Source organism: Paraburkholderia sp. BR13439 (assembly GCF_040948805.1).
Classification (GTDB): Bacteria; Pseudomonadota; Gammaproteobacteria; order Burkholderiales; family Burkholderiaceae; genus Paraburkholderia; species Paraburkholderia youngii.
The window spans coordinates 538,622-558,289 of the sequence record NZ_JBFPKN010000001.1 but is presented as its reverse complement, the minus strand read 5'-3'; the positions used below and the strand labels follow the sequence as shown (position 1 = coordinate 558,289).

Below are 19,668 nucleotides of genomic sequence, written 5' to 3'. Positions count from 1 at the left end.
CTCGTCAGTGAGTTTCGGTGACTTTGTTCAGATGGCGTGGCGCGTCGGGATTGCGCCCGCGCGCGGCGGCAAGATCCGCGGCCATCACGTAAAAGGACAGGATGGCGGCGATCGGATCGAGCGCCGCGTGTGCGGTGGCGACGAGCGGCAGCGAAGCTTCCGCGACGTCATCGGGCGCGGCGAGCAGCACGCGCGCGCCGCGCGCGCGCATGTCGTGCGCGAGTTGCAGCAGACCCGCCTGCTCCGGCCCGCGCGGTGCGAACACGAGCAGCGGATAGTCGCGGTCGATCAGCTCCATCGGACCATGACGCACTTCCGCGCTCGAAAACGCTTCGGCCTGGATGCCGGAAGTTTCCTTCAGCTTGAGCGCGGCTTCCTGCGCGATCGCGAGGCCAAGGCCGCGGCCGATCACGATCATCCGCTCGATGCCGCGCAACTCGTTGACGGCCATCGACCAGTCGAGCCGGCCCGCGCGTTCCAGCGCGTCGGGCAGCGTATTCAGTCCAGCGAGCAACGCGGCGTCGTTCTGCCAATGCGCGACCAGTTGCGCGGAGATCGACAGCATCGCGATGTAGCTCTTGGTCGCGGCAACGCTCAGCTCGGGACCGGCGACGAGCGGCAGATGCCACTCGCACGCGTCGGCGAGCGGAGAGCTCGGGGCGTTGACGGCGGCGACCGTCAGCGCGCCGGCTGCTCGCAACGCGTTCATCGTGCCGACGAGGTCGGGGCTCTTGCCCGATTGCGAAAACGCGAGCGCAAGCTGATCGCGCACCTGAAGCGGAGCCTGCTGCAGCGTCGCGACCGACATCGGCAGCGACGCGACCGGCACGCCCAGGCGGCTCATCGTCAGAGAGGCAAAGTAACTGGCGGCGTGGTCCGAGCTGCCGCGCGCGACGGTCAGCGCGACGTGGCGCGGCTGTTGCGCGAGCTTCGCGGCGAGCGCCGCGACGCGCGAGGTGTCCTTGAGCTGCTCGGCGACCGTTGCGGCGGACGCGAGCGCTTCTTTAAGCATATTCGACAATGGCTTCTCCTTCGACGTAGGTTGCGCTAAGCGCCAGCTCGCGGTCGAAGACGACCACGTCGGCCCACGCACCGCGCGCGATGCGGCCGCGGTCCTCGATGCCGAGATAGTCGGCGGCGTAGCGCGACAAACGGTGTGATACATCGGCGATCGGCAGGCCGATCGAGACAAGATTGCGCAGCGCCTGATCCATCGTCAGCGTGCTGCCCGCGAGCGTGCCGTCGGCCAGACGTACGCCGCCCAGACACTTGGTCACGTGCTGGCTGCCGAGACGGTATTCGCCGTCGGGCATGCCGGTTGCCGACGTGCTGTCCGTCACCACGTACAGGCGCGGAATCGCGCGCAGCGCGGTGCGGATCGCACCCGGATGCACGTGCAGCAGGTCGGGAATGATTTCGGCGTATTCGGCGTGCGCGAGCGCCGCGCCGACGAGGCCAGGGTTGCGGTGATGCAGCGGCGACATTGCGTTGAACAGATGCGTGAAGCCGCACGCGCCGTGCTTGAGCGCGGCGACCGCGTCGTCGTAGGTGCCGAGCGAATGGCCGAGCTGCACGCGCACGCCGCGCGCCGCCATCTCGGAGATGATCTCCATGTGGCCGGCGATCTCGGGCGCTAGCGTGACGACGCGGATCGGCGCGATCGACAGATACTTGAGCACCTCGTCCATCACCGCCGATACCGCCGCGTCGGGCTGCGCGCCGAGCTTGCCGGGGTTGATGTACGGCCCTTCCAGATGCACGCCGAGCACCCGCGCGCAGCCCGGCGTGCGCACCCGCGTGACGGTGCCGAGCCCGGCGACGACGTTCATTAGTTCGTCGCGCGGCGCGGTCATCGTCGTTGCGAGGAGGCTCGTGGTGCCGTAGCGCGCATGCGTGCGGGTGATCGTTTCGATCGCGTCGCCGCCTTCCATCACGTCGGCGCCGCCGCCGCCATGCACGTGCAGATCGATGAAGCCGGGCAGGATGTACGGTGCGTCGTTCGTCGACGGATCGACGCGCTCGCCTGACAGCGCCGTGATGCGGCCGTTTTCGTATTCGAGCGTGCCGTGGATCCACCCTTCGGTGGTGAGTATGTTTCCGGTCAGCATGGGTCTCTCTGGTGCGTGATACGTATGCGGCAAAAGTGCGTTCGCCGGACTTGCGGCCCGTGCGGCCCGCGCAGTTCAGGTGCGCAATTCAGCGACGAAGTCGTAGTAGTCGTCGCGGCAATAGGTGTCGGTCAGCTCGATCGCGCGCTGATCCGCGCTGTAGCCGATACGGGTAATGACCAGCAGTGCGGTGCGCGGTTCGATGTCCATCAGCGCGGCGATTTCGCTCGACGCGTTGACCGCGCGGAAGTGCTGCAACGCGCGTACGACAGCCGCGCCGCGTTGCTCGAGATAGCTGTACAGCGAGTCACCGATCACGAGCGGATCGGGCACGATCGCGACCGGCAGCGCCGAATGCTCGACCGCCATCACGATGCCGTCCGCGCGCCGCAGCCGCCGCAGGCTCGCGACGGCCGCCCCCGGTGACAGGCCGAGGTGCAGAAGCTCGTCGCGATTGGCAGCGCGCACATCGCGTTCGAGCCATACCGAATCCGGGCGGAAACCGCGCTGCCGCATCTTCTTCGTGAAGCCGGTGAGACGCGACAGCGGGTCTTCGACGCGCGGCGTGATGAAGCTGCCGGCGCCGCGCGAGCGCCGGATCAGTCCCTGCTCGACCAGCAGTTCGATCGCCTTGCGCGCGGTGATGCGCGATACGCCGATCGCGTCGGACAGCGTGCGCTCGGAGGGCAGAGCCTCGCCGGCCGACCAGACGCCGCAATGGATCGCCGTCGCCAGGTTGCGCGCGAGCTGCAGGTAGAGCGGCGTGACGTTGCGCACGTCAGGCATCAATGCGGACCAGCGAGTTTCCATGGGGCTCCAGGAACGCCGCGAGCAGCACGGCCTCGAAAAATGAGAGCCCATTATATAACCAACATAATACCAGTCAACGGACTGGTTACATGTTGACCAGGACGGCCGGAAAGCCTTACCAGGTAAGGTTAAGATGCGGTTTTAAGGGCTGCTGCGAAAGGGATTCACGGACTAGGACTTTCCCGAATGCGACCAATTGACGATACCAGCGAGCTGCGACCGGGCTTTAGTGGTATCAAAACACCCTCGATGATCAATACCTGTTTAATACCAATTGGCGCCAAGCTGCGATGGACTGGCTTTGTAAATAAGGGTCGTGCCGATATAGTGCGCTGTACGACCACAAAAAGTTGCGGGGGAGCCGTCCTTGACTGATTCCGAGGCGCTGCGGCGCGCTCAGGCCGTCCGCCATTTCAATCGCTTCTATACCCAGTGCATCGGCGCCCTGCACGAACATCTGGCGCGAAGCGAGTTCTCGCTGACGGAAGTGCGCGTGCTGCACGAGCTATCGCGTGCCCGTGCGCAGACCGCATCGGTGCTCGGGCGCGCGCTAGGCCTCGATAGTGGCTATCTGAGCCGCTTGCTGACCAGTTTCGAGCGACGCAACCTGATCTCGCGCCGCCCGTCCGACACCGACGCGCGCCAGTCGCTGATCGCGCTCACCGAGCACGGCCACGCCACCTACGCACCGCTCGACGCCGCCGCCATCCACGAAGCACTCGGCCTGCTCGACAAACTCAGCGCGCTATCGCAGGAGCAATTGATCGCCGCGATGAAGCTGATCGAGCGGCTGCTCGGCGACAAGCCGAAGCATGAGCTCGTGGTGCTGCGTCAGCCGCGCGCCGGCGAATGCGGCTGGCTCGTGCATCGGCAGGCGCAGTGGTTCGCCGCGCAGTACGGCTGGGATCACACGTTCGAGGGCTTGCTCGCGCGCGTCGTCGCCGAGTACGCGCAGCGCAACGACCCAGTGCGCGAGAAGTGCTGGATCGCCGAACAGGAAGGTCTGGTGGTCGGCTCGGTTTGCCTCGTGGGGGTCTCGACGACGGTCGCGGGCATACGCCTGCTGTGGGTCGAACCGGACGTGCGGCGGCTCGGCATCGGCACGCAGCTGATCAGCGAATGCGTGCGCTTCGCGCGGCGCGCGGGCTACACGAAGCTGACGCTGACCACCGCGAGCGCATTGGCGGAGCCGCGGCGGCTTTGCGAGCGCGCTGGGTTCAAGCTGGCCGACAGCGCGACGCAGCACCGCTTCGGCCACGATCTGATGATCGAAAGATGGGAGTTGGAGCTATAAAAAAAAGCACGCGCCTGTGCGGCGCGTGCCTTTCCCGATGCTGTGCGATTGCTGTTCGCGATCGCGCTGAACGCGTCGCTTAGAACGACGGCACCATCGAACCCTTGAACTGCGTCTTGATGAACTGGCGCACGTCTTCCGACTGATACGCTGCGACCAGCTTCTTCACCCACGGCTGATCCTTGTCCTTCGTGCGCACGGCGATCAGGTTCGCGTACGGGCTGTGGATGTCTTCGAGCGCGATCGCGTCCTTGGTCGGCTGCAGGCCGGCGGCCAGCGCGAAGTTCGTGTTGATGACGGCAGCATCGACGTCGGCGAGCGAACGCGGCAGTTGCGCAGCGTCGAGCTCGACGAACTTGATTTTCTTCGGATTGTCGACGACGTCGAGCGGCGTCGCATTGTTGCCGCCCATGGCCGCGCCGTCCTTCAGCTTGATCAGGCCTTGCGCCTGCAGCAACAGCAGCGCGCGATTTTCGTTCGACGGATCGTTCGGCACCGCGACCTTCGCGCCTTGCGGCAGATCCTTCAGCGTCTTCAGCTTCTTCGAGTACGCGCCGAGCGGCGAGATGTACGTGAGGCCCGCGTTGACGAGCTTGTAGCCGCGCTGCTTGGTCTGGCTATCGAGGTACGGCTGGTGCTGGAAGCTGTTGGCGTCGAGGTCGCCGGCATCGAGCGCGGCGTTCGGCTGGATGTAGTCGTTGAACTCGACGACCTTCACGTTCAAGCCTTCGCGCTTCGCAACCTTGGTGACGACTTCCCAGATCTGCGCGTCCGGGCCGCCGATCGTGCCGACCTTGATGACCTTGTCGTCGGCGTGCGCGCCGAAGCTGGTCAGGATCGCCGCACCGGCGACAACTGCGGTGAGGGCTTTGAGGATATTTCTGCGCTGCATGTGTTTCTCGCTGTTGCGGTTCGACGTTTGAGTCGATGGCCCCGATCGGTACCGGAGCCGGATGAAAATGGGCGGCGCTCCGGTTCCTGCTGGTGCGCCGTCGGCCAAACCCTAAATTGTTTCATATGGGCGGCAAGTTTGGAAAATACCCTTAGCGCAAATGGATATGCAGAGCGCGAGCGTGCTGACTAGCGCGACGCAAAACCGCAGCTAACCGATAATCCGGAGCCGTGGCCTCGCACGGCCCACTCAACCACCACTGAGAACGACCATGTATGTGATCAACCTGATCTACACCGCCCCGCTCGATCGTATCGACGACGCGCTCGACGCGCATCGCGCGTTTCTCGCCAAGCAGTTCGACGCGGGCATCTTCGTCGCGGCTGGGCCGAAAGTGCCGCGCGACGGCGGCATCATCCTCGCGGTGCGTATCGAACGCGACAGGCTGGATCGCATTCTCGCGAGCGATCCGTTCGCCGAGCAACAGCTCGCGCGCTACGAGGTGACGGAGTTCAAGACAACGCGTATCGCGCCGGGGCTGAATCTGCCGACCCCGGTTTGAGCGCGAGTTGCGAAGAAGAGATCGATGCGAGGACGCGTAAGCGGCGGCGCGACAAAAAGCCGCCTGCGATACGCGTCAATCGAGCAAAAGCTTGAAGTCGTGCACCCACGGCGTCGCGCCCTGACCATCGCGCGCGAACAGACGCAGCTTGCCGTCCGTGTCGAACACATAGCTCGCGGCCGTGTGGTCCATCGTGTAGCTGTCGGGCGTTTTGCCCGGCACCTTCGCGTAGTAGACGCGGAAGTCTTTCGCGAGCTTCGCGAGTTGCTCTTCGCTGGCAGGACGCAAGCCCACGAAGCTCGGATTGAACGCCGGCACGTATTGCGCGAGCAACTGCGGGGTGTCGCGCTCGGGGTCGAGTGTGACGAACAGCACCTGCACACGCTTCGCGTCTTCCGGGCCGAGTTGCTGCAACGCCTGTGACAGCTCGGCCATCGTCGTCGGGCAGACGTCCGGGCAATGCGTATAGCCGAAGAACAACACGACGACCTTGCCTTTGTAGTCGGCAAGCGTGCGAATCTTGCCGGACGTGTCGGGCAACGAGAAATCGCTGGCGAATTGTGTATTGCCGGTGATGTCGAGATTCGTAAAAGCCGGCGGCTGCTTGCCGCAACCGGTCATCAGCAGTGTGCCGCCCAGCGCCGCGCCGAGCGCGCAAGCGATCACAGCGGCGCGCGCGACGCGCGCAAAGCGGTTGTTGAGCATGGTGTTACGCGCCGATTACGACGCGCGCATAGTGGTCGATCAGCAGCGCGGCGAACAGCAGCGACAGATAGACGATCGAATAACGGAAGGTTTTGCGCGCGAGCTGGTCCGAATACTCCCGGTAGATCTTCCACGCATACGCGAGAAACACGGCGCCCAGTAGCACCGCCGACGCGAGATACACGACGCCGCTCATGCCGGAGATGAACGGCATCAGGGTGACCGCGAACAGAATGACCGTGTAGAGCAGGATATGCAGGCGCGTGTACTTTTCGCCGTGCGTGTTCGGCAGCATCGGCAGGCCGGCGTTTTCGTAGTCCTTGCGGCGATACAGAGCGAGCGCCCAGAAATGCGGCGGTGTCCATACGAAGATGATCAACACCAGGATCCATGCGTCGCCGGGCACGTGGCCGGTGACCGCTGCCCAGCCGAGCGCCGGCGGCATCGCGCCCGACGCGCCGCCGATCACGATGTTCTGCGGCGTGGCCGGCTTCAGCAGCAGCGTATAGATGACCGCATACCCGACGAACGTGGCGAGCGTCAGCCACATGGTCAGCGGATTGGCGAACGTGTACAGCGTCCACATGCCGAGGCCGCCGAGCACGGCCGAGAACAGCAGGATTTGCCGGGTAGTGATTTCGCCGCGCGCCGACGGACGCCACGACGTGCGGCGCATTTTCGCGTCGATCTGCTGCTCGACGAGGCAATTGATCGCGAACGCAGCACCGGCCAACAGCCAGATGCCGACGGTGCCGCCGATCAGGACGGTCCACGGCACCATGCCCGGCGTCGACAGGAACATGCCGATGACCGCGCAGAACACCGCGAGCTGCGTAACACGCGGCTTGGTCAGTGCGAGATATTGGGAGACCCGGCTGCCGGGCGATTGGGAGAGTGTTGTGCTGTCCATGTGAGTCACGCTGGCGCGGCTTCGCGCGCAGGGAGCGTGGCGCGGCCGGGACGGCTATAAGCTATTCGAAAGTTTAACATAACGAGCAGTAGCAGCAGGATCGCGGCCCCGCCGTTATGGGCGACCGCGATCGGCAACGGCCATTGCAGCACGATGTTCGACAAGCCGGTGATGAACTGGATCAGCACCACCAGCAGCACGCCGTTGGCGGGTCGCCGCAGCGACTCGAAGCGGCGTATCCTCACCGCGAACCACACCAGATAGGCGATCACGGCGAACGCGAACGTGCGATGCGTCCAGTGAATCGCGACCAGCGCATCCTGCGTGATCACGTCGCCGTCGCCGGTCATGCCGAGCGCGCGCCACAGGTGAAAGCCGTGCGCGAAGTCCATCGGCGGAATCCATTGGCCGTTGCAGGTCGGGAAGTCGGTGCACGCGAGCACCGCGTAGTTCGTGCTGACCCAGCCGCCGAGCGCGATCTGCAGTACCAGCAGTCCAAGACCCGCGAGCGCCGCCGCGCGCCAGCGCGCGGCTTCCGGCTCGTAGGCGGGCAGCGGCGTCAAGCGCGCCGCGAGCCAGCCGAGGGTGCCGAGCAGCGCGAGGCCGAGCAGCAGATGCGTGGTCACGATGATCGGCTGCAGCTTCATCGTCACGGTCCACGCGCCGAACGCGCCTTGCACGACGATCAGGTGCAGCAGCGAAGTCGGCCACCACGGTGACACGTGCAGCGGACGACGCTTGATGCGCGCCGTCCACGCAATGATCGTCTGCGCGATGATCAGCACGCCGATCGCCATCGCGAAGTAGCGGTGGATCATTTCGATCCACGCCTTCGTCATGCTGACGGGGCCGCTCGGCATCGCCTGATAGGCGGCGGAGATCGCCGCGTGTGCGATGAACGGTGACGACGTGCCGTAGCAGCCGGGCCAGTCCGGGCAGCCGAGGCCCGAATCGGTGAGGCGCGTGAAGCCGCCGAACATCACGAGATCGAGCGTCAGGAAGGTGGTGAGCCAGACCAGCTTGCGGAATTTGTTGTCGTCGGCCTTGACCCATACGTAGGACAGCGGCAGCAACGCGATACACAAGCCGATCAGGCCCAGTTGCAATACGAACATCTCATTTACCCAGGTTGCGGCATCAGCCGATGGTCGACCACTTGAGCAGCTTGGTCAGGTCGCCTTTGATCTTGCTCGGGTTCGCGTCTTTCGGAAAACGCATCATCAGATTGCCGTTCGGATCGACCAGGTAGATGTGGTCGGTGATCCGCGTGCCGGTGTCGGCGGGCAGCCACGCGGCAACCTGCGCCGGATCGGCGATCAGCATGTCGGTGTTGGGGTAGGCGCTTTGTATCACATCGGCGACCTTGTCCGCATCGGTGCGCAGCCACACCTCCATGACGCGCTCGCGTTCCGGGCCTTGCGCTGCGCGGATTTGTCGCATGAAGTACAGCTTCGTCACGCAGGCCTTGTCGCACGCGCTGTTGTCGACCGAGATCATCAGCCAGCGGCCGTGCAGCGACGCGAGCTTCAGCGGCTTACCGTCCTCGCCGGTGACCACGAGCGAGTCGGGGATCGGCCGTTGCGGGTCGATCAGCGCGCCGTAGTTCGTGCTGCCGCCGGTCGGCTTGATGACGTAGTACATGAAGTACGAGATCGCGATCGGCGCCGCACAGATCACCGCGAGCAGCAGCAGCACCCAGCGGCCGCGTCGCCACGAGCCCGGGCCGTTCGGTTGGCCGGGCATCGGCCTGGCCGCGGCGGGTTTGCCGGCGGCTTTGCCAGCGGGTTTGCCAGCTTCCGGCGAACGGGGAGTACGAGTCGACACTACGGAACCTCTTTCAATGTTTGGACGACGGCGAGCCGTGCCTTGCGTGCCTCACGCGCCCTGCGCGTGTTCTTTTTTGCCCGCGCGGCGCGCCGCATACAGACCGAACGCGAGCGCCGCGGCGGCCATGCCCCACCACTGCAGCATGTAGCCGTAGTTGCGCTCGACGCCGGTGGTCGGCGCGGGCCAGTCGCGCACCAGACCGTCTTGCGCGTCGCCGATCTGCTGGATCACGAACGATTGCAGCGGCAAGCCGGTCTCCGCCGCGTACGCGGCGACATCGAGATTCTGCCGGATCAGGTGATGCGCGGCCGATCCGCCCTCGCCGAGTTCGAACGCGCGTGACGCGTCGGCTCGCGCAATCCCTTCGATCTCGAGCTCGCCCGACGGCGTCGTGTACGGCGCGATGGTCTCGCGATTGCTCAGGTTGCGCGGCAGCCAGCCGCGATTGACGAGCACGTAGCCGCCGTCGGCGAGTTTAAAAGGCATCACGACGTAAAAGCCCGGCTGATCGTTATACGGACGATTATCGAGGTACACGACCTTGTCCGCGACGAAACTGCCGCGCGCTTTCACCCGATGAAACTCCACGTCTTTCAGGGCGAGCGGCGCCGCGCTGACCGGCAGCGCAGGCGCGTTTTCGAACTGCGTGATGCGCGCCTCGAGCGCTTCCTTCTGATGCGCACGATCGCGCTGCCAGAAACCGAGCCGCACCGTCACGACGACGACCAGCAGGATCAGCAGCACGGGAATCAGGCGAAACTTCATTGCAGGTACTCCGTCATCGCGTGCAGGGCCGCCGGGAACCTGCGGCAGACGCCCGCGCGCGGTGCGATAATGAGTGTCTTGCCACTGCGCTTTCCGGTTTCAGTTGGTTCCATGCACATTATCGTTCCCATCGCCTTTGCTCTGATCATCGCCAGCATGGTGTCGGCGCTGTATTTCATGATGCACGACAAAGGCAAGACCAAGCGGATGGTCTGGTCGCTCGCCACGCGCGTGGGCCTGTCGATCTCGCTGTTCCTGTTCATCCTGTTCGCACACTGGATGGGCTGGATTCAGTCGACCGGGATTCCGTACGGACGCTGACGCTCGCGGATAGGTCGCCGGCGCAAAGCGTCGGCGGCAAAATTTTCACGCCACCAAACAAAACGCCGCCCTGACAGGTCGAGGGCGGCGCTGCATTCATCCTTGCATACTGCTCGTGCGCGCCGCCTGACAGGTGTTGCGCGCACGTCCCGCGCCTGCGCCGACGAGCGGCGCGCGCGGGTCTGACTGCTGCATTACAGCCAGTACACGACGACGTACAGACCGAGCCACACGACGTCGACGAAGTGCCAGTACCAGGCCGCGCCTTCGAACGCGAAGTGATGTTCCGGCGTGAAGTGGCCACGAATCAGGCGCGCCAGCACGACGGCGAGCATCGTGCCGCCGAGGAACACGTGAAAGCCGTGGAAGCCGGTCAGCAGGAAGAATGTCGAACCGTAGATGCCCGAAGCCAGCGTGAGGTTCAGCTCGTGGTATGCATGGAAGTATTCGAAACCCTGCAGGAACAGGAAGCACACGCCCAGCACGAGGGTCGCCGCGAGCCACGCGATCGCCTTCTTGCGATGGTTGTCGCGCAGGGCGTGGTGCGACACCGTCAGCGTCGCACCCGACGACAGCAGCAGCGCCGTGTTGATGGTCGGCACCGGCCACGGCTGCATCGACTTGTAGGTGCCCACGAGCTCGGCCGGGCCGTTGTTCGGCCACACTGCCGTGAAGTCCGGCCAGATCAGCTTGTAGTCGAGGCTGCCCAACTGATGCATCGCGATTTCGCGAGCATAGAACAGCGCGCCGAAGAATGCGCCGAAGAACATCACTTCGGAGAAGATGAACCAGCTCATGCTCCAGCGGTACGAGCGGTCGACGTTCTTGCCGTACATGCCGCCTTCCGACTCGGCGATCGCGTCGCCGAACCAGTGCCACAGCGTAAAGAGCAGCCACAGCAGACCGATGAGCACGCCGAGCGGCGCCCACGTGTGGTCATTGATCCAGGCCGCAAGCGATCCGAGCATGACCAGCAACCCGGTAGCGGCGCTGATCGGATGCCGCGACGGATGCGGTACGAAATAGTACGGGCTCTCGTTTTGACCGCTCATTCTTGATTCTCCACTTCAGTCCAGTTGTTCCGGAATCTCCGGCTGTATCTTCGGCGGCGCGTCGATACCGCACCGCTTCTCTCTAATTCGTGGGCTCTTCTGTGCTGCTGCGCCCTGCTACTGCCTCAACCGACCACGAGGCGCACGACCAGAATCAGCACCCCGATCAGGACCGCCGCGCCGATCAGCGCCGCCACGATCACATGCAGCGGGTTCAGCTGCGTCGCGTCCGCTTCGAGATCGCGGCGCTTGCGCACGCCGAAAAACGACCAGAACACCGCGCGCATCGACTGACCGAAACTGCTCTTGCGCGGACTGCCGCCGTTATCGTTCATCTCGCTTCGTCTTCCTTCGTTCGTCCGTGGCTCGCGCCGTCAAAGCTGCTTCAGGCCGGCTTCGCGGGAGTGGCTGCCGCGTTGTTCACTGAATTTGCCTTCGGCACCGCGTCATCCGCGCTTGCCGCCGCCGGCGTGTTCAACTCGAAAAACGTGTACGACAGCGTGATCGTCTTCACGTCCTTCGGCAACTTCGGATCGACCACGAACACCACGGGCATCCGCTTCGTCTCGTTCGCGTTCAACGTCTGCTGCGTGAAACAGAAACACTCGATCTTCCTGAAGTACTCGGTCGCCTGCTTCGGCGCGTAGCTCGGGATCGCCTGCGCACGGATCGTGCGCGACTGCCCGTTGCTGACGTCGTACATGACGGTCGTCACTTCGCCCGGATGCACGTCGAGACTGCGCTGCTCCGGCTTGAAACCCAACAGGCCGCGCGCGTTCGCATCGAATTCGATCGAAATCGTGCGGCTCATGTCGACCTGCGTATTCTTCGCCTCGCGCGCCGAAACGTCGCGCTGCACGAGGTTGTTCACGCCGGTGATCTGGCAGATCGCGCGATACATCGGCACCAGCGCGAAACCGAAACCGAACATCATCAAAGCGACGACGAACAGCTTGATCAGCATCGAACGGTTGAAAGAGCGGTCGGCCTCGGCCGGCGGTTGCGTCGACATCTGAATCCTCAACAAACCTGCATACGGACTGCGACTGCGGCGTTAGCTGAACCAGCACTGCTTCACAATGACGCTCGCGAAAAACACCGCGGCGATCGCGAACATCACCAACCCTATCCGCCTGTTGCCCGCGCGAATCTGCTTCGGCGTACGTCTTTCCTGTGGATTGCGCGTCATGCTCGACTTTCTGAATACGGTTCTTGACCGGTGAGACCGCCCGACTGCAGCCGCCTCGCGAAGCGCCCGGTTCCGGTAGCGGCATGTGTCGCGCCGCCGGAACCCGGCACTTCGCCGGGACAGGCTTACTCGACGGTAGGCGGATGCTCGAACGTGTGGAACGGAGCCGGGCTCGGGACGGTCCACTCGAGGCCCGTTGCGCCGTCCCACGGCTTGTCGCCCGCCTCGACGAGCTCACCGCCACCACGGTACGCCGGCAGCGCCACCGCGAACAGGAAGTAGACCTGCGACAGACCGAAGCCGAATGCGCCGATCGAGATCACCTGGTTCCAGTCGGTGAACTGTGCCGGGTAGTCCGCATAGCGACGCGGCATGCCCGCGAGACCGACGAAGTGCATCGGCAGGAACGCGAGGTTGAAGAAGAACATCGACGCCCAGAAGTGGATCTTGCCGCGGGTTTCGTTGTACATCCAGCCGGTCCACTTCGGTGCCCAGTAGTACCACCCGGAGAACAGCGCGAACAGTGACCCCGCCACCAGCACGTAGTGGAAGTGCGCAACCACGAAATAAGTGCCGTGATACTGAATGTCGAGCGGCGCCATCGCGAGCATCAGACCCGACAGGCCGCCGAACGTGAACACGATCAGGAAGCCCACCGCGAACAGCATCGGCGTTTCGAACGACAGCGCGCCGCGCCACATCGTCGCGACCCAGTTGAACACCTTCACGCCGGTCGGCACCGCGATCAGCATCGTCGCGTACATGAAGAACAGCTGGCCAGTCACCGGCATGCCGGTCACGAACATGTGGTGCGCCCAGACCATGAACGACAGGATCGCAATCGACGCCGTTGCGTACACCATCGAGCTATAGCCGAACAGCGGCTTGCGCGAGAACGCCGGAATCACCTGCGAGACGATCCCGAAGGCCGGCAAGATCATGATGTACACCTCGGGGTGCCCGAAGAACCAGAAGATATGCTGGTACATGACCGGGTCGCCGCCGCCTGCCGCATTGAAGAACGACGTGCCGAAGTGACGGTCGAACAGCACCATCGTGATCGCGCCCGCGAGAACCGGCATCACGGCGATCAGCAGGTACGCGGTGATCAGCCACGTCCAGACGAACATCGGCATCTTCATCAGCGTGAGGCCGGGTGCGCGCATGTTCAGGATCGTCACGACGATGTTGATACCGCCCATGATCGACGACGCACCCATCAGGTGGACCGCGAAAATCGCGAAATCCATGCCCGGGCCCATCTGCGTAGACAGCGGTGCGTACAGCGTCCAGCCTGCGGCGGTCGCGCCGCCCGGTGAGAAGAACGAGCCGACCAGCAGAACCGCCGCGACTGGCAGCAGCCAGAAGCTGAAGTTGTTCATCCGCGCGAAAGCCATGTCCGATGCACCGATCTGCAGCGGCACCATCCAGTTCGCGAAGCCGACGAACGCCGGCATGATCGCGCCGAACACCATGATCAGCCCGTGCATGGTGGTCAACTGGTTGAAGAACTCGGGACGCATGATCTGCAGGCCCGGCTCGAACAGTTCGGCACGGATCATCAGCGCCATCACGCCCCCGGACAGGAACATGGTGAACGAGAAGATCAGGTACAGCGTACCGATGTCCTTGTGGTTGGTGGCGAACAGCCAACGGCGCCAGCCGTGCGGCGTTTCGTGGGCATGGTCGCCGTGCACGTGCTCGTGGCCCGCGACTACATCGTGTCCGATGCTAGACATGAATATCTCCTAAAGCGAATTCTGCGGTGCTGACCATGAACACGTCAGGCTGCCGGGCTGATCTGAACGCGCCGGGCTTCCTTCGCGTCGGTGCCGCCGGTGATCGTTTCCGGCTTCTTCAAAATAATATGGTCTTCGGCAATGCCGGCTGCTTTCAGTGCGTCGCGAACGGCCTCGGCACGACTCTTCGCGAGCTTCGCGTTGACGTCGGCGGAGCCGGTTGCGTCGGTGAAGCCCGACAGCGTGAATTTCGCGTCCGGATGCGCTTTCGCATAGGCCGCGGCCGCGTCGACCGCCGCTTTCGCGTCGGCCGGCAGCGTGCTCTTGCCGGTCTCGAAGTAGATGCTCGCCGGCAGCGTGGCCTCTGCGCTATTCGCAGCAGCCGCGCCAGCGTCATTGCCCGATGCAGCCGCCGGTGCGGAAGCCGCTTCCGCACCCGATGCCGCAGCGGCGCCGCTTGCCGCGGCACCCGCTTCGGCCAGATGGTCGCCGCCTTCCGGCAGCTTGCCGTTGCGCGCTTCGGTGACCTGCTTCGGCTGCAGGATGTCGCCCGTGTGGTTGCCCCACGAGTTACGTTCGTACGTGACCACCGAGGCGATTTCGACGTCATTCAGCGTCGGCGCCCACGAAGGCATCGCATTCTTGCCCTTCAGCACGAGGCTCACGTGCTGACCGATCGGACCGTTGGCGATCTTGCTGCCGTCGAGCGCCGGGAATGCGCCCGCGCCCTTGCCGGTCGGCTGGTGACAGACCGCGCAGTTCGCCGCGTAGACCTTGCCGCCGCGCTCCATCAGCTCGGCCATCGTATAGGTCTTGTTCGGATCGTCCTGGCCGGCGGCCATTTTCTTCTTCTCCGTGTCGACCCACTTGGCGTAGTCGTCGTCGGACAGCACTTCGACGACGACCGGCATGAACGCGTGTTCCTTGCCGCACAGCTCGGTACAGAAACCGCGGAACGTGCCGGTGCGGTTAGCCTTGAACCACGTGTCGCGCACGAAGCCTGGGATCGCGTCCTGCTTCACGCCGAAGGCCGGCACGTACCAGGAGTGGACCACGTCGTTGGCAGTGGTGATGATGCGGATTTTCTTGTTGACCGGCACCACGAGCGGATTGTCGACCTCCTGCAGATACAGCGTGGAGATCGGCTCGCGGCCTTCGGTTTGCGCGCGCGGCGTGGCGAGTGTGGACAGGAAGCCGATGCCCTCGCCCGGACCCTTCACGTAGTCGTAGCCCCACTTCCACTGGTAGCCGGTGACCTTGATCGTGAGGTCGGCGTTCGAGGTGTCCTTCATCGCGACGACGGCCTTGGTAGCGGGTAGCGCCATCAACACGACGATGATGAACGGCACGATCGTCCAGATGATTTCGACGGTGGTGCTCTCGTGGAAATTGGCTGCCTGGTGGCCCTTCGATTTGCGGTGCGCGAAGATCGAATAGAACATCACACCGAATACACCGACGAAGATCACGGTGCAAAGGAGCAGCATGAACATGTGGAGGTCGAACAGCTCCTGAGCGATTCTCGATGCAGGCGGCTGGAGATTGATCGCATTGACGGCAGGGCCGCCCGGAGCATCGCCCACTGCCAGGGCGGCACCGGCGAAAAGCAGTCCGCTCGTCGCCAGCACGCTCATGAGCGCTCGCTTGATTGTTTTCATAGCTTCCTTACCCAAATTTTCCATTCAAACCCCTCGACCCCGCTGGCAGCGTGTCGCGCCCCCTTGAACGCCGCGCGCCCGGCACCATCTAACAATGTGCCAGCCACATACGCAGTTCGCCTGCGAACTGCGCGCGCCGATTTTGCGCGAGATGTTGCCCGATCATGATCGTCTGCCCGCGCGAGACCAGCTTGATCTGATCGCGCGGCGTTGCGCCCGGCTCTATCCGCACCCAGCGCGGATTGAATTCGAACTGCGTAATCTGCTCGGCGCTGACCTGCTCGATCACGAGCCGGTTCGGAAACAACCGGATGCGCTCGTAATCGACAGCATGACGCGCATATATTGCAAACGCGATACCTACCGCCAGCAATTCGATTCCGGTGAACGGCAACACCAGCCAGGCGCCGATCAGAACCAGCATGAATGCAATTGCCAACGAGAACAACGCAAGCGACGCGTACAGACAAACGAACTGCCGCGGCGATATCGAACAGTTGCGCTTCATGGTCCAGTCCCTGAGGACCGGTTCTGAATCCGCCAGCAGATGATCTGATGCGCCCATCGCTGCCTCCTGCGAATCGTCGCGTCCGGCCTGCCTTCTTTTACTTCCGGATGCATCTCGCGGCCGCCGCTCGTATCACTGTGTACAGCATCACTCGCGACCGCGCCAACCCCTACCGCATCACTTCATTTTGCAGCCCTGCGCCTCAGGCTTGCCACCCCAAATGTGGGAACGTCGGGCGACAAACTGACGCATTATAGGCGCGATCCATAGCATCGACAAGCAAGCCCCGATCGGCCCACAAGCCCGGCGCGACAAGCCTTCGCGCCATTTTGCCCGGCGTTTTGCGGCTCTTTCGGAGGGCAAATCCCAGGCATAACGGATGTCCTCTTTACCGCTTTTGCAACACGTCAACCGCACCGTCGGCAAGCAGTTGATGACCGCGCTGCAATCTGCTACCCACGCTTGCCCGGACCTCGTCCGATGTCCTCGAGCCGCACGATGCCATGTCCTTCCGCCGTGGTGCGCGGCACGGCTTTCCATGCGTGTCCGTAGATCACCTCGAAGGTCAGCGCGATTGTGCCGTCGGCGCGCCGGCGCGCTTCGAGCGCAGCGAGCAGGGCTTTGTGCAACCGACGCGCAAGCGCGCCGTCATGCGCATCGCGCTCGAACGGGTATGCGCCCCAGCGGCGCACGTCCGCGAGCAGCGACTCGGGTGACTTGTAGGTAATCGTCAGCGTCTCCTGGTCCATCACCGGGATCTCGAAGCCGGCCTCGACGAGCATATCGCCGAGATCATGCATGTCGACGAAGTCGATCACATGCCTGCGCGACGCGACGCCGTGCGCAGCCTCGATCTCGGCATAGGCACCGCGCAATTCCTTTAGCGTATCGGGGCCGAGCGTACTGAACATCAGCAGGCCGTTGACCTTCAACACCCGCTGCCATTCGGGAAAGACCAGATCGGGCCGCGAGTGCCAGTGCAGCGCAAGGTTGGACCAGATGAATTCGAATGCGCCGGCCGCGAATGGCAGCGCGGAGAAATCGGCTTGCGCGAAGCGCGGGCCACGCGCGCCGAGCGCCTTGCCGAGCGAGGCGGGAAGAAAGCGTCGCCAACTGGTGTCGCCGGCATCGTGACGCAGCGCGCGGCGCAGCATGCCATGCGACAGATCGGCGCCGAACACCGGCGCCTCGGGAAAGCGCGCGCGCAATGCGGGGATGTCTTCGCCCGCACCGCATCCGGCGTCGAGCACGCTCGAGGGCGCCACCTTGATGTAATCGAGACGCTCGCGCATGCGCTGCGCAATCTCGCGCGGCAGGAATGCAACCTCGTCGAAGGTAGCGGCGCGACGGTCGAAAATACGCCTGAGGCGCCGTGAATCGTAGGCCGGACGGCCAGATTGAGCGGATGTTGGGGACATGTGTGTCGTGCTGGCGTGAGCTCGAAGTATACTCGTTCGTTCCCCTCCATTCAGCGTGAACGGCATTCAGCGGCACTCACCCGTGCGATTCCAGTCATTTTCTTCGTCGTGTCGAAATCAGGCCGCGCGTTTTGTGCGTGGTCTGCATTCGGCATGGCCGCGGGCTTTGAACGTCGCGTTGCCGAACCTGTGCGCGTTGTGCGGCAATATGTCGCATAAGACGCTGTGCGACGGTTGCGACGCGGCCTACTGGAACGAGAGCCGCCTGCGCTGCACCGTTTGCGCGGTGCCGTTGCCGGCGTCACGCTGGGTCGCTCAGGCGCGATATCGCTGCGCGGATTGCGTGGCCGAGCCGCCGCCGTTCGACGCGAGCTTCGCGCTCGCCGACTATCGCGCGCCGCTGGATACCCTCGCGGTCGGCCTGAAATTCCGCGCCCGGCTGATGCTTGCGCGCGATTTCGCGCAACGTCTCGCGTGGCTTGCTCAGGACAACTGGCACGACGCGGCCGAGCGGCCCGACGTGATTGCGCCAGTGCCGCTCGCCGGTCGCCGTCTGATCAAGCGCGGCTACAACCAGGCCTGGCAGATCGCGCGGCCGCTTGCCCGGGCGCTCGCCGTGCGCAGCGACGCGACGCTGCTCGAACGAACGCAAAACACCGCGCCGCAATCGCGCCTCGATCTCGATGCGCGCCGGCACAACGTCGGCCGCGCGTTTCGTGTCGCGCGCCCGGTGCGCGGCCTGCACGTCGGCATCGTCGACGACGTGATGACGAGCGGAGCGACGCTCGAAGCGCTCGCGCATACGCTGAAGGCGGCCGGCGCGCGGCGGGTCACGAACTTCGTCGCGTTGCGCACTCCGAAAAACTAGCTTTTACGTGGTCCCCTTATGTTCAACGTCGTTCTCGTAGAACCGGAAATTCCGCCCAACACCGGCAACGTGATTCGCCTGTGCGCGAATACCGGCGCCCGACTGCACCTGATCGAGCCGCTCGGCTTCCCTCTCGACGACACCAAGATGCGGCGCGCCGGCCTCGACTATCACGAGTACGCGGAAATGAACGTGCACACCGATTGGGACGCGTTCATCGCGAAAGAAACGCCCGACCCGTTGCGCATGTTCGCGTTCACCACACGCGGCTCGGGGCGCTTTCACGATCACGCTTTTCGACCGGGCGACTGGTTCGTGTTCGGCGCCGAAACACGCGGTCTGCCCGATACGGTGCTCGAGCGCTTTGCGAACGAACAGCGCGTGCGTCTGCCGATGCGTCCTGGCAATCGCAGTCTGAATCTGTCGAACACGGTGGCGGTCGTGGTGTTCGAAGCGTGGCGTCAGGCCGGCTTCGAGGGCGGCGCCTGACGGCGTTCGAGTTCGGCCTCGTAGCGCGCGAACATCGCGTCGTCGAAGCACGCGAACGTCACGTGCTTCATGTGGGGTGTGCGCGGCAACGTGTCGAGCACGGTTCCGACCGCGATGCTCACCGCATAGTCGGCGGGGAAACGGTAGATGCCGCAACTGATCGCGGGAAACGCAATGCTCGTGCAATGAGTCTCGCGCGCGACTTCGAGCGAGCGCTGATAGCACGATGCGAGCAGGTCGGCTTCACCGTGCGCGCCGCCGCGCCACACTGGACCGACAGCATGGATCACATGCTTCGCGGGCAGCCGATAACCGGCGGTGATCTTGGCGTCGCCGGTCGCGCAGCCGCCGAGCGTTTCGCATTCGCGCAGCAACTCCTTGCCGGCCGCGCGATGAATCGCGCCATCCACACCGCCGCCACCGAGCAGCGAAGTATTCGCGGCATTGACGATCGCATCGACGGCGAGCGTCGTGATATCGACCACGCGCGCTTCGAGCGTGCACGTGCCGTGACTGAGATTGAAGGTGGGCATGAAAACCTCGCTGACCTGAG

23 protein-coding genes are annotated in these 19,668 nt (G+C 64.1%); 5 read left to right on the top strand and 18 right to left on the bottom strand.

The annotated features are described in order from the left end of the window. Window positions 1–4: 4 nt before the first annotated feature. The 3 genes from AB3X96_RS02600 to AB3X96_RS02590 all read right to left on the bottom strand — a co-directional run bounded on the left by AB3X96_RS02600 (window position 5) and on the right by AB3X96_RS02590 (window position 2,918). Window positions 5–1,021, bottom strand: coding sequence for an SIS domain-containing protein (locus tag AB3X96_RS02600; protein WP_368588474.1), 1,017 nt, complete (start codon window positions 1,019–1,021; stop codon window positions 5–7). After that, complete coding sequence (gene nagA, locus AB3X96_RS02595) at window positions 1,005–2,108, bottom strand: N-acetylglucosamine-6-phosphate deacetylase (RefSeq protein ID WP_368588473.1); 1,104 nt, start codon at window positions 2,106–2,108, stop codon at window positions 1,005–1,007. Before nagA ends, AB3X96_RS02600 begins: the two co-directional genes overlap by 17 nt. Window positions 2,109–2,183: 75 nt before the next feature. Continuing rightward, entirely contained in the window at window positions 2,184–2,918 is a 735-nt protein-coding gene (locus AB3X96_RS02590; RefSeq protein ID WP_368588472.1) for a GntR family transcriptional regulator, read from the bottom strand. Between the two features lie 367 nt (window positions 2,919–3,285). Between AB3X96_RS02590 and AB3X96_RS02585 the strand changes: the two genes are divergently transcribed. After that, on the top strand, window positions 3,286–4,212 hold the full coding sequence (locus AB3X96_RS02585) for a GNAT family N-acetyltransferase (protein WP_368588471.1): 927 nt from the start codon (window positions 3,286–3,288) through the stop codon (window positions 4,210–4,212). Between the two features lie 79 nt (window positions 4,213–4,291). On the opposite strand, the gene AB3X96_RS02580 is transcribed toward AB3X96_RS02585, so the two are convergent. Next, entirely contained in the window at window positions 4,292–5,104 is an 813-nt protein-coding gene (locus AB3X96_RS02580) for a MetQ/NlpA family ABC transporter substrate-binding protein (RefSeq protein WP_368588470.1), read from the bottom strand. A gap of 271 nt (window positions 5,105–5,375) precedes the next feature. Here AB3X96_RS02580 and AB3X96_RS02575 point away from each other — a divergent pair, with 271 nt between their 5' ends. Then, a complete protein-coding gene (locus tag AB3X96_RS02575; protein WP_176109643.1) occupies window positions 5,376–5,666 on the top strand; it encodes a YciI family protein in 291 nt (96 codons plus the stop codon). A gap of 75 nt (window positions 5,667–5,741) precedes the next feature. On the opposite strand, the gene AB3X96_RS02570 is transcribed toward AB3X96_RS02575, so the two are convergent. The 5 genes from AB3X96_RS02570 to AB3X96_RS02550 are packed head-to-tail and all read right to left on the bottom strand — an operon-like array spanning window position 5,742 to window position 9,873. Next, window positions 5,742–6,371: an SCO family protein gene (locus AB3X96_RS02570; protein WP_013088289.1), complete on the bottom strand. Its 630-nt coding sequence runs from the start codon at window positions 6,369–6,371 to the stop codon at window positions 5,742–5,744. Between the two features lie 4 nt (window positions 6,372–6,375). Next, window positions 6,376–7,281, bottom strand: coding sequence for a heme o synthase (gene cyoE, locus AB3X96_RS02565; protein WP_368588469.1), 906 nt, complete (start codon window positions 7,279–7,281; stop codon window positions 6,376–6,378). A gap of 5 nt (window positions 7,282–7,286) precedes the next feature. Beyond that, complete coding sequence (locus tag AB3X96_RS02560) at window positions 7,287–8,396, bottom strand: heme A synthase (RefSeq protein ID WP_368588468.1); 1,110 nt, start codon at window positions 8,394–8,396, stop codon at window positions 7,287–7,289. A gap of 22 nt (window positions 8,397–8,418) precedes the next feature. Next, window positions 8,419–9,105 (bottom strand): SCO family protein, encoded by a 687-nt coding sequence (locus AB3X96_RS02555; RefSeq protein ID WP_368588467.1) that lies wholly within the window; start codon window positions 9,103–9,105, stop codon window positions 8,419–8,421. A gap of 51 nt (window positions 9,106–9,156) precedes the next feature. Next, the gene (locus tag AB3X96_RS02550; RefSeq protein ID WP_368588466.1) at window positions 9,157–9,873 is read right to left on the bottom strand and encodes an SURF1 family protein; all 717 of its coding nucleotides are present in this window, start codon (window positions 9,871–9,873) and stop codon (window positions 9,157–9,159) included. Window positions 9,874–9,984: 111 nt separating this feature from the next. Here AB3X96_RS02550 and AB3X96_RS02545 point away from each other — a divergent pair, with 111 nt between their 5' ends. Then, window positions 9,985–10,194, top strand: coding sequence for a twin transmembrane helix small protein (locus AB3X96_RS02545; RefSeq protein WP_008921867.1), 210 nt, complete (start codon window positions 9,985–9,987; stop codon window positions 10,192–10,194). A gap of 194 nt (window positions 10,195–10,388) precedes the next feature. On the opposite strand, the gene AB3X96_RS02540 is transcribed toward AB3X96_RS02545, so the two are convergent. The 8 genes from AB3X96_RS02540 to AB3X96_RS02505 form a co-directional block, all read right to left on the bottom strand. Further along, a complete protein-coding gene (locus tag AB3X96_RS02540) occupies window positions 10,389–11,246 on the bottom strand; it encodes a cytochrome c oxidase subunit 3 (protein WP_176109649.1) in 858 nt (285 codons plus the stop codon). A 125-nt stretch (window positions 11,247–11,371) separates the two neighbouring features. Next, entirely contained in the window at window positions 11,372–11,581 is a 210-nt protein-coding gene (locus AB3X96_RS02535; protein WP_018419310.1) for a DUF2970 domain-containing protein, read from the bottom strand. Window positions 11,582–11,631: 50 nt separating this feature from the next. Then, complete coding sequence (locus AB3X96_RS02530) at window positions 11,632–12,258, bottom strand: cytochrome c oxidase assembly protein (protein WP_368588465.1); 627 nt, start codon at window positions 12,256–12,258, stop codon at window positions 11,632–11,634. Between the two features lie 42 nt (window positions 12,259–12,300). Further along, window positions 12,301–12,435, bottom strand: a complete 135-nt coding sequence (locus AB3X96_RS02525) for a cytochrome oxidase small assembly protein (RefSeq protein WP_368588464.1) — start codon at window positions 12,433–12,435, stop codon at window positions 12,301–12,303. Window positions 12,436–12,560: 125 nt separating this feature from the next. Beyond that, a complete protein-coding gene (gene ctaD, locus AB3X96_RS02520; protein WP_368587221.1) occupies window positions 12,561–14,174 on the bottom strand; it encodes a cytochrome c oxidase subunit I in 1,614 nt (537 codons plus the stop codon). 44 nt (window positions 14,175–14,218) lie between these two features. After that, entirely contained in the window at window positions 14,219–15,856 is a 1,638-nt protein-coding gene (coxB, locus tag AB3X96_RS02515) for a cytochrome c oxidase subunit II (RefSeq protein WP_176109652.1), read from the bottom strand. A gap of 64 nt (window positions 15,857–15,920) precedes the next feature. Then, entirely contained in the window at window positions 15,921–16,397 is a 477-nt protein-coding gene (locus tag AB3X96_RS02510; protein ID WP_368588463.1) for a DUF2244 domain-containing protein, read from the bottom strand. 395 nt (window positions 16,398–16,792) lie between these two features. Then, window positions 16,793–17,758: a methyltransferase domain-containing protein gene (locus tag AB3X96_RS02505; protein WP_368588462.1), complete on the bottom strand. Its 966-nt coding sequence runs from the start codon at window positions 17,756–17,758 to the stop codon at window positions 16,793–16,795. Window positions 17,759–17,840: 82 nt separating this feature from the next. Between AB3X96_RS02505 and AB3X96_RS02500 the strand changes: the two genes are divergently transcribed. Together AB3X96_RS02500 and trmL are read left to right on the top strand one after the other, a co-directional pair. Beyond that, a complete protein-coding gene (locus AB3X96_RS02500; protein ID WP_368588461.1) occupies window positions 17,841–18,626 on the top strand; it encodes a phosphoribosyltransferase family protein in 786 nt (261 codons plus the stop codon). A gap of 18 nt (window positions 18,627–18,644) precedes the next feature. After that, complete coding sequence (gene trmL / locus AB3X96_RS02495; protein ID WP_368588460.1) at window positions 18,645–19,115, top strand: tRNA (uridine(34)/cytosine(34)/5-carboxymethylaminomethyluridine(34)-2'-O)-methyltransferase TrmL; 471 nt, start codon at window positions 18,645–18,647, stop codon at window positions 19,113–19,115. Here the strand turns inward: trmL and AB3X96_RS02490 are convergent. Beyond that, window positions 19,088–19,648 (bottom strand): O-acetyl-ADP-ribose deacetylase, encoded by a 561-nt coding sequence (locus tag AB3X96_RS02490; protein WP_176125096.1) that lies wholly within the window; start codon window positions 19,646–19,648, stop codon window positions 19,088–19,090. The two genes, trmL and AB3X96_RS02490, sit on opposite strands and share 28 nt — an antisense overlap. Between the last annotated feature and the right edge of the window lie 20 nt (window positions 19,649–19,668).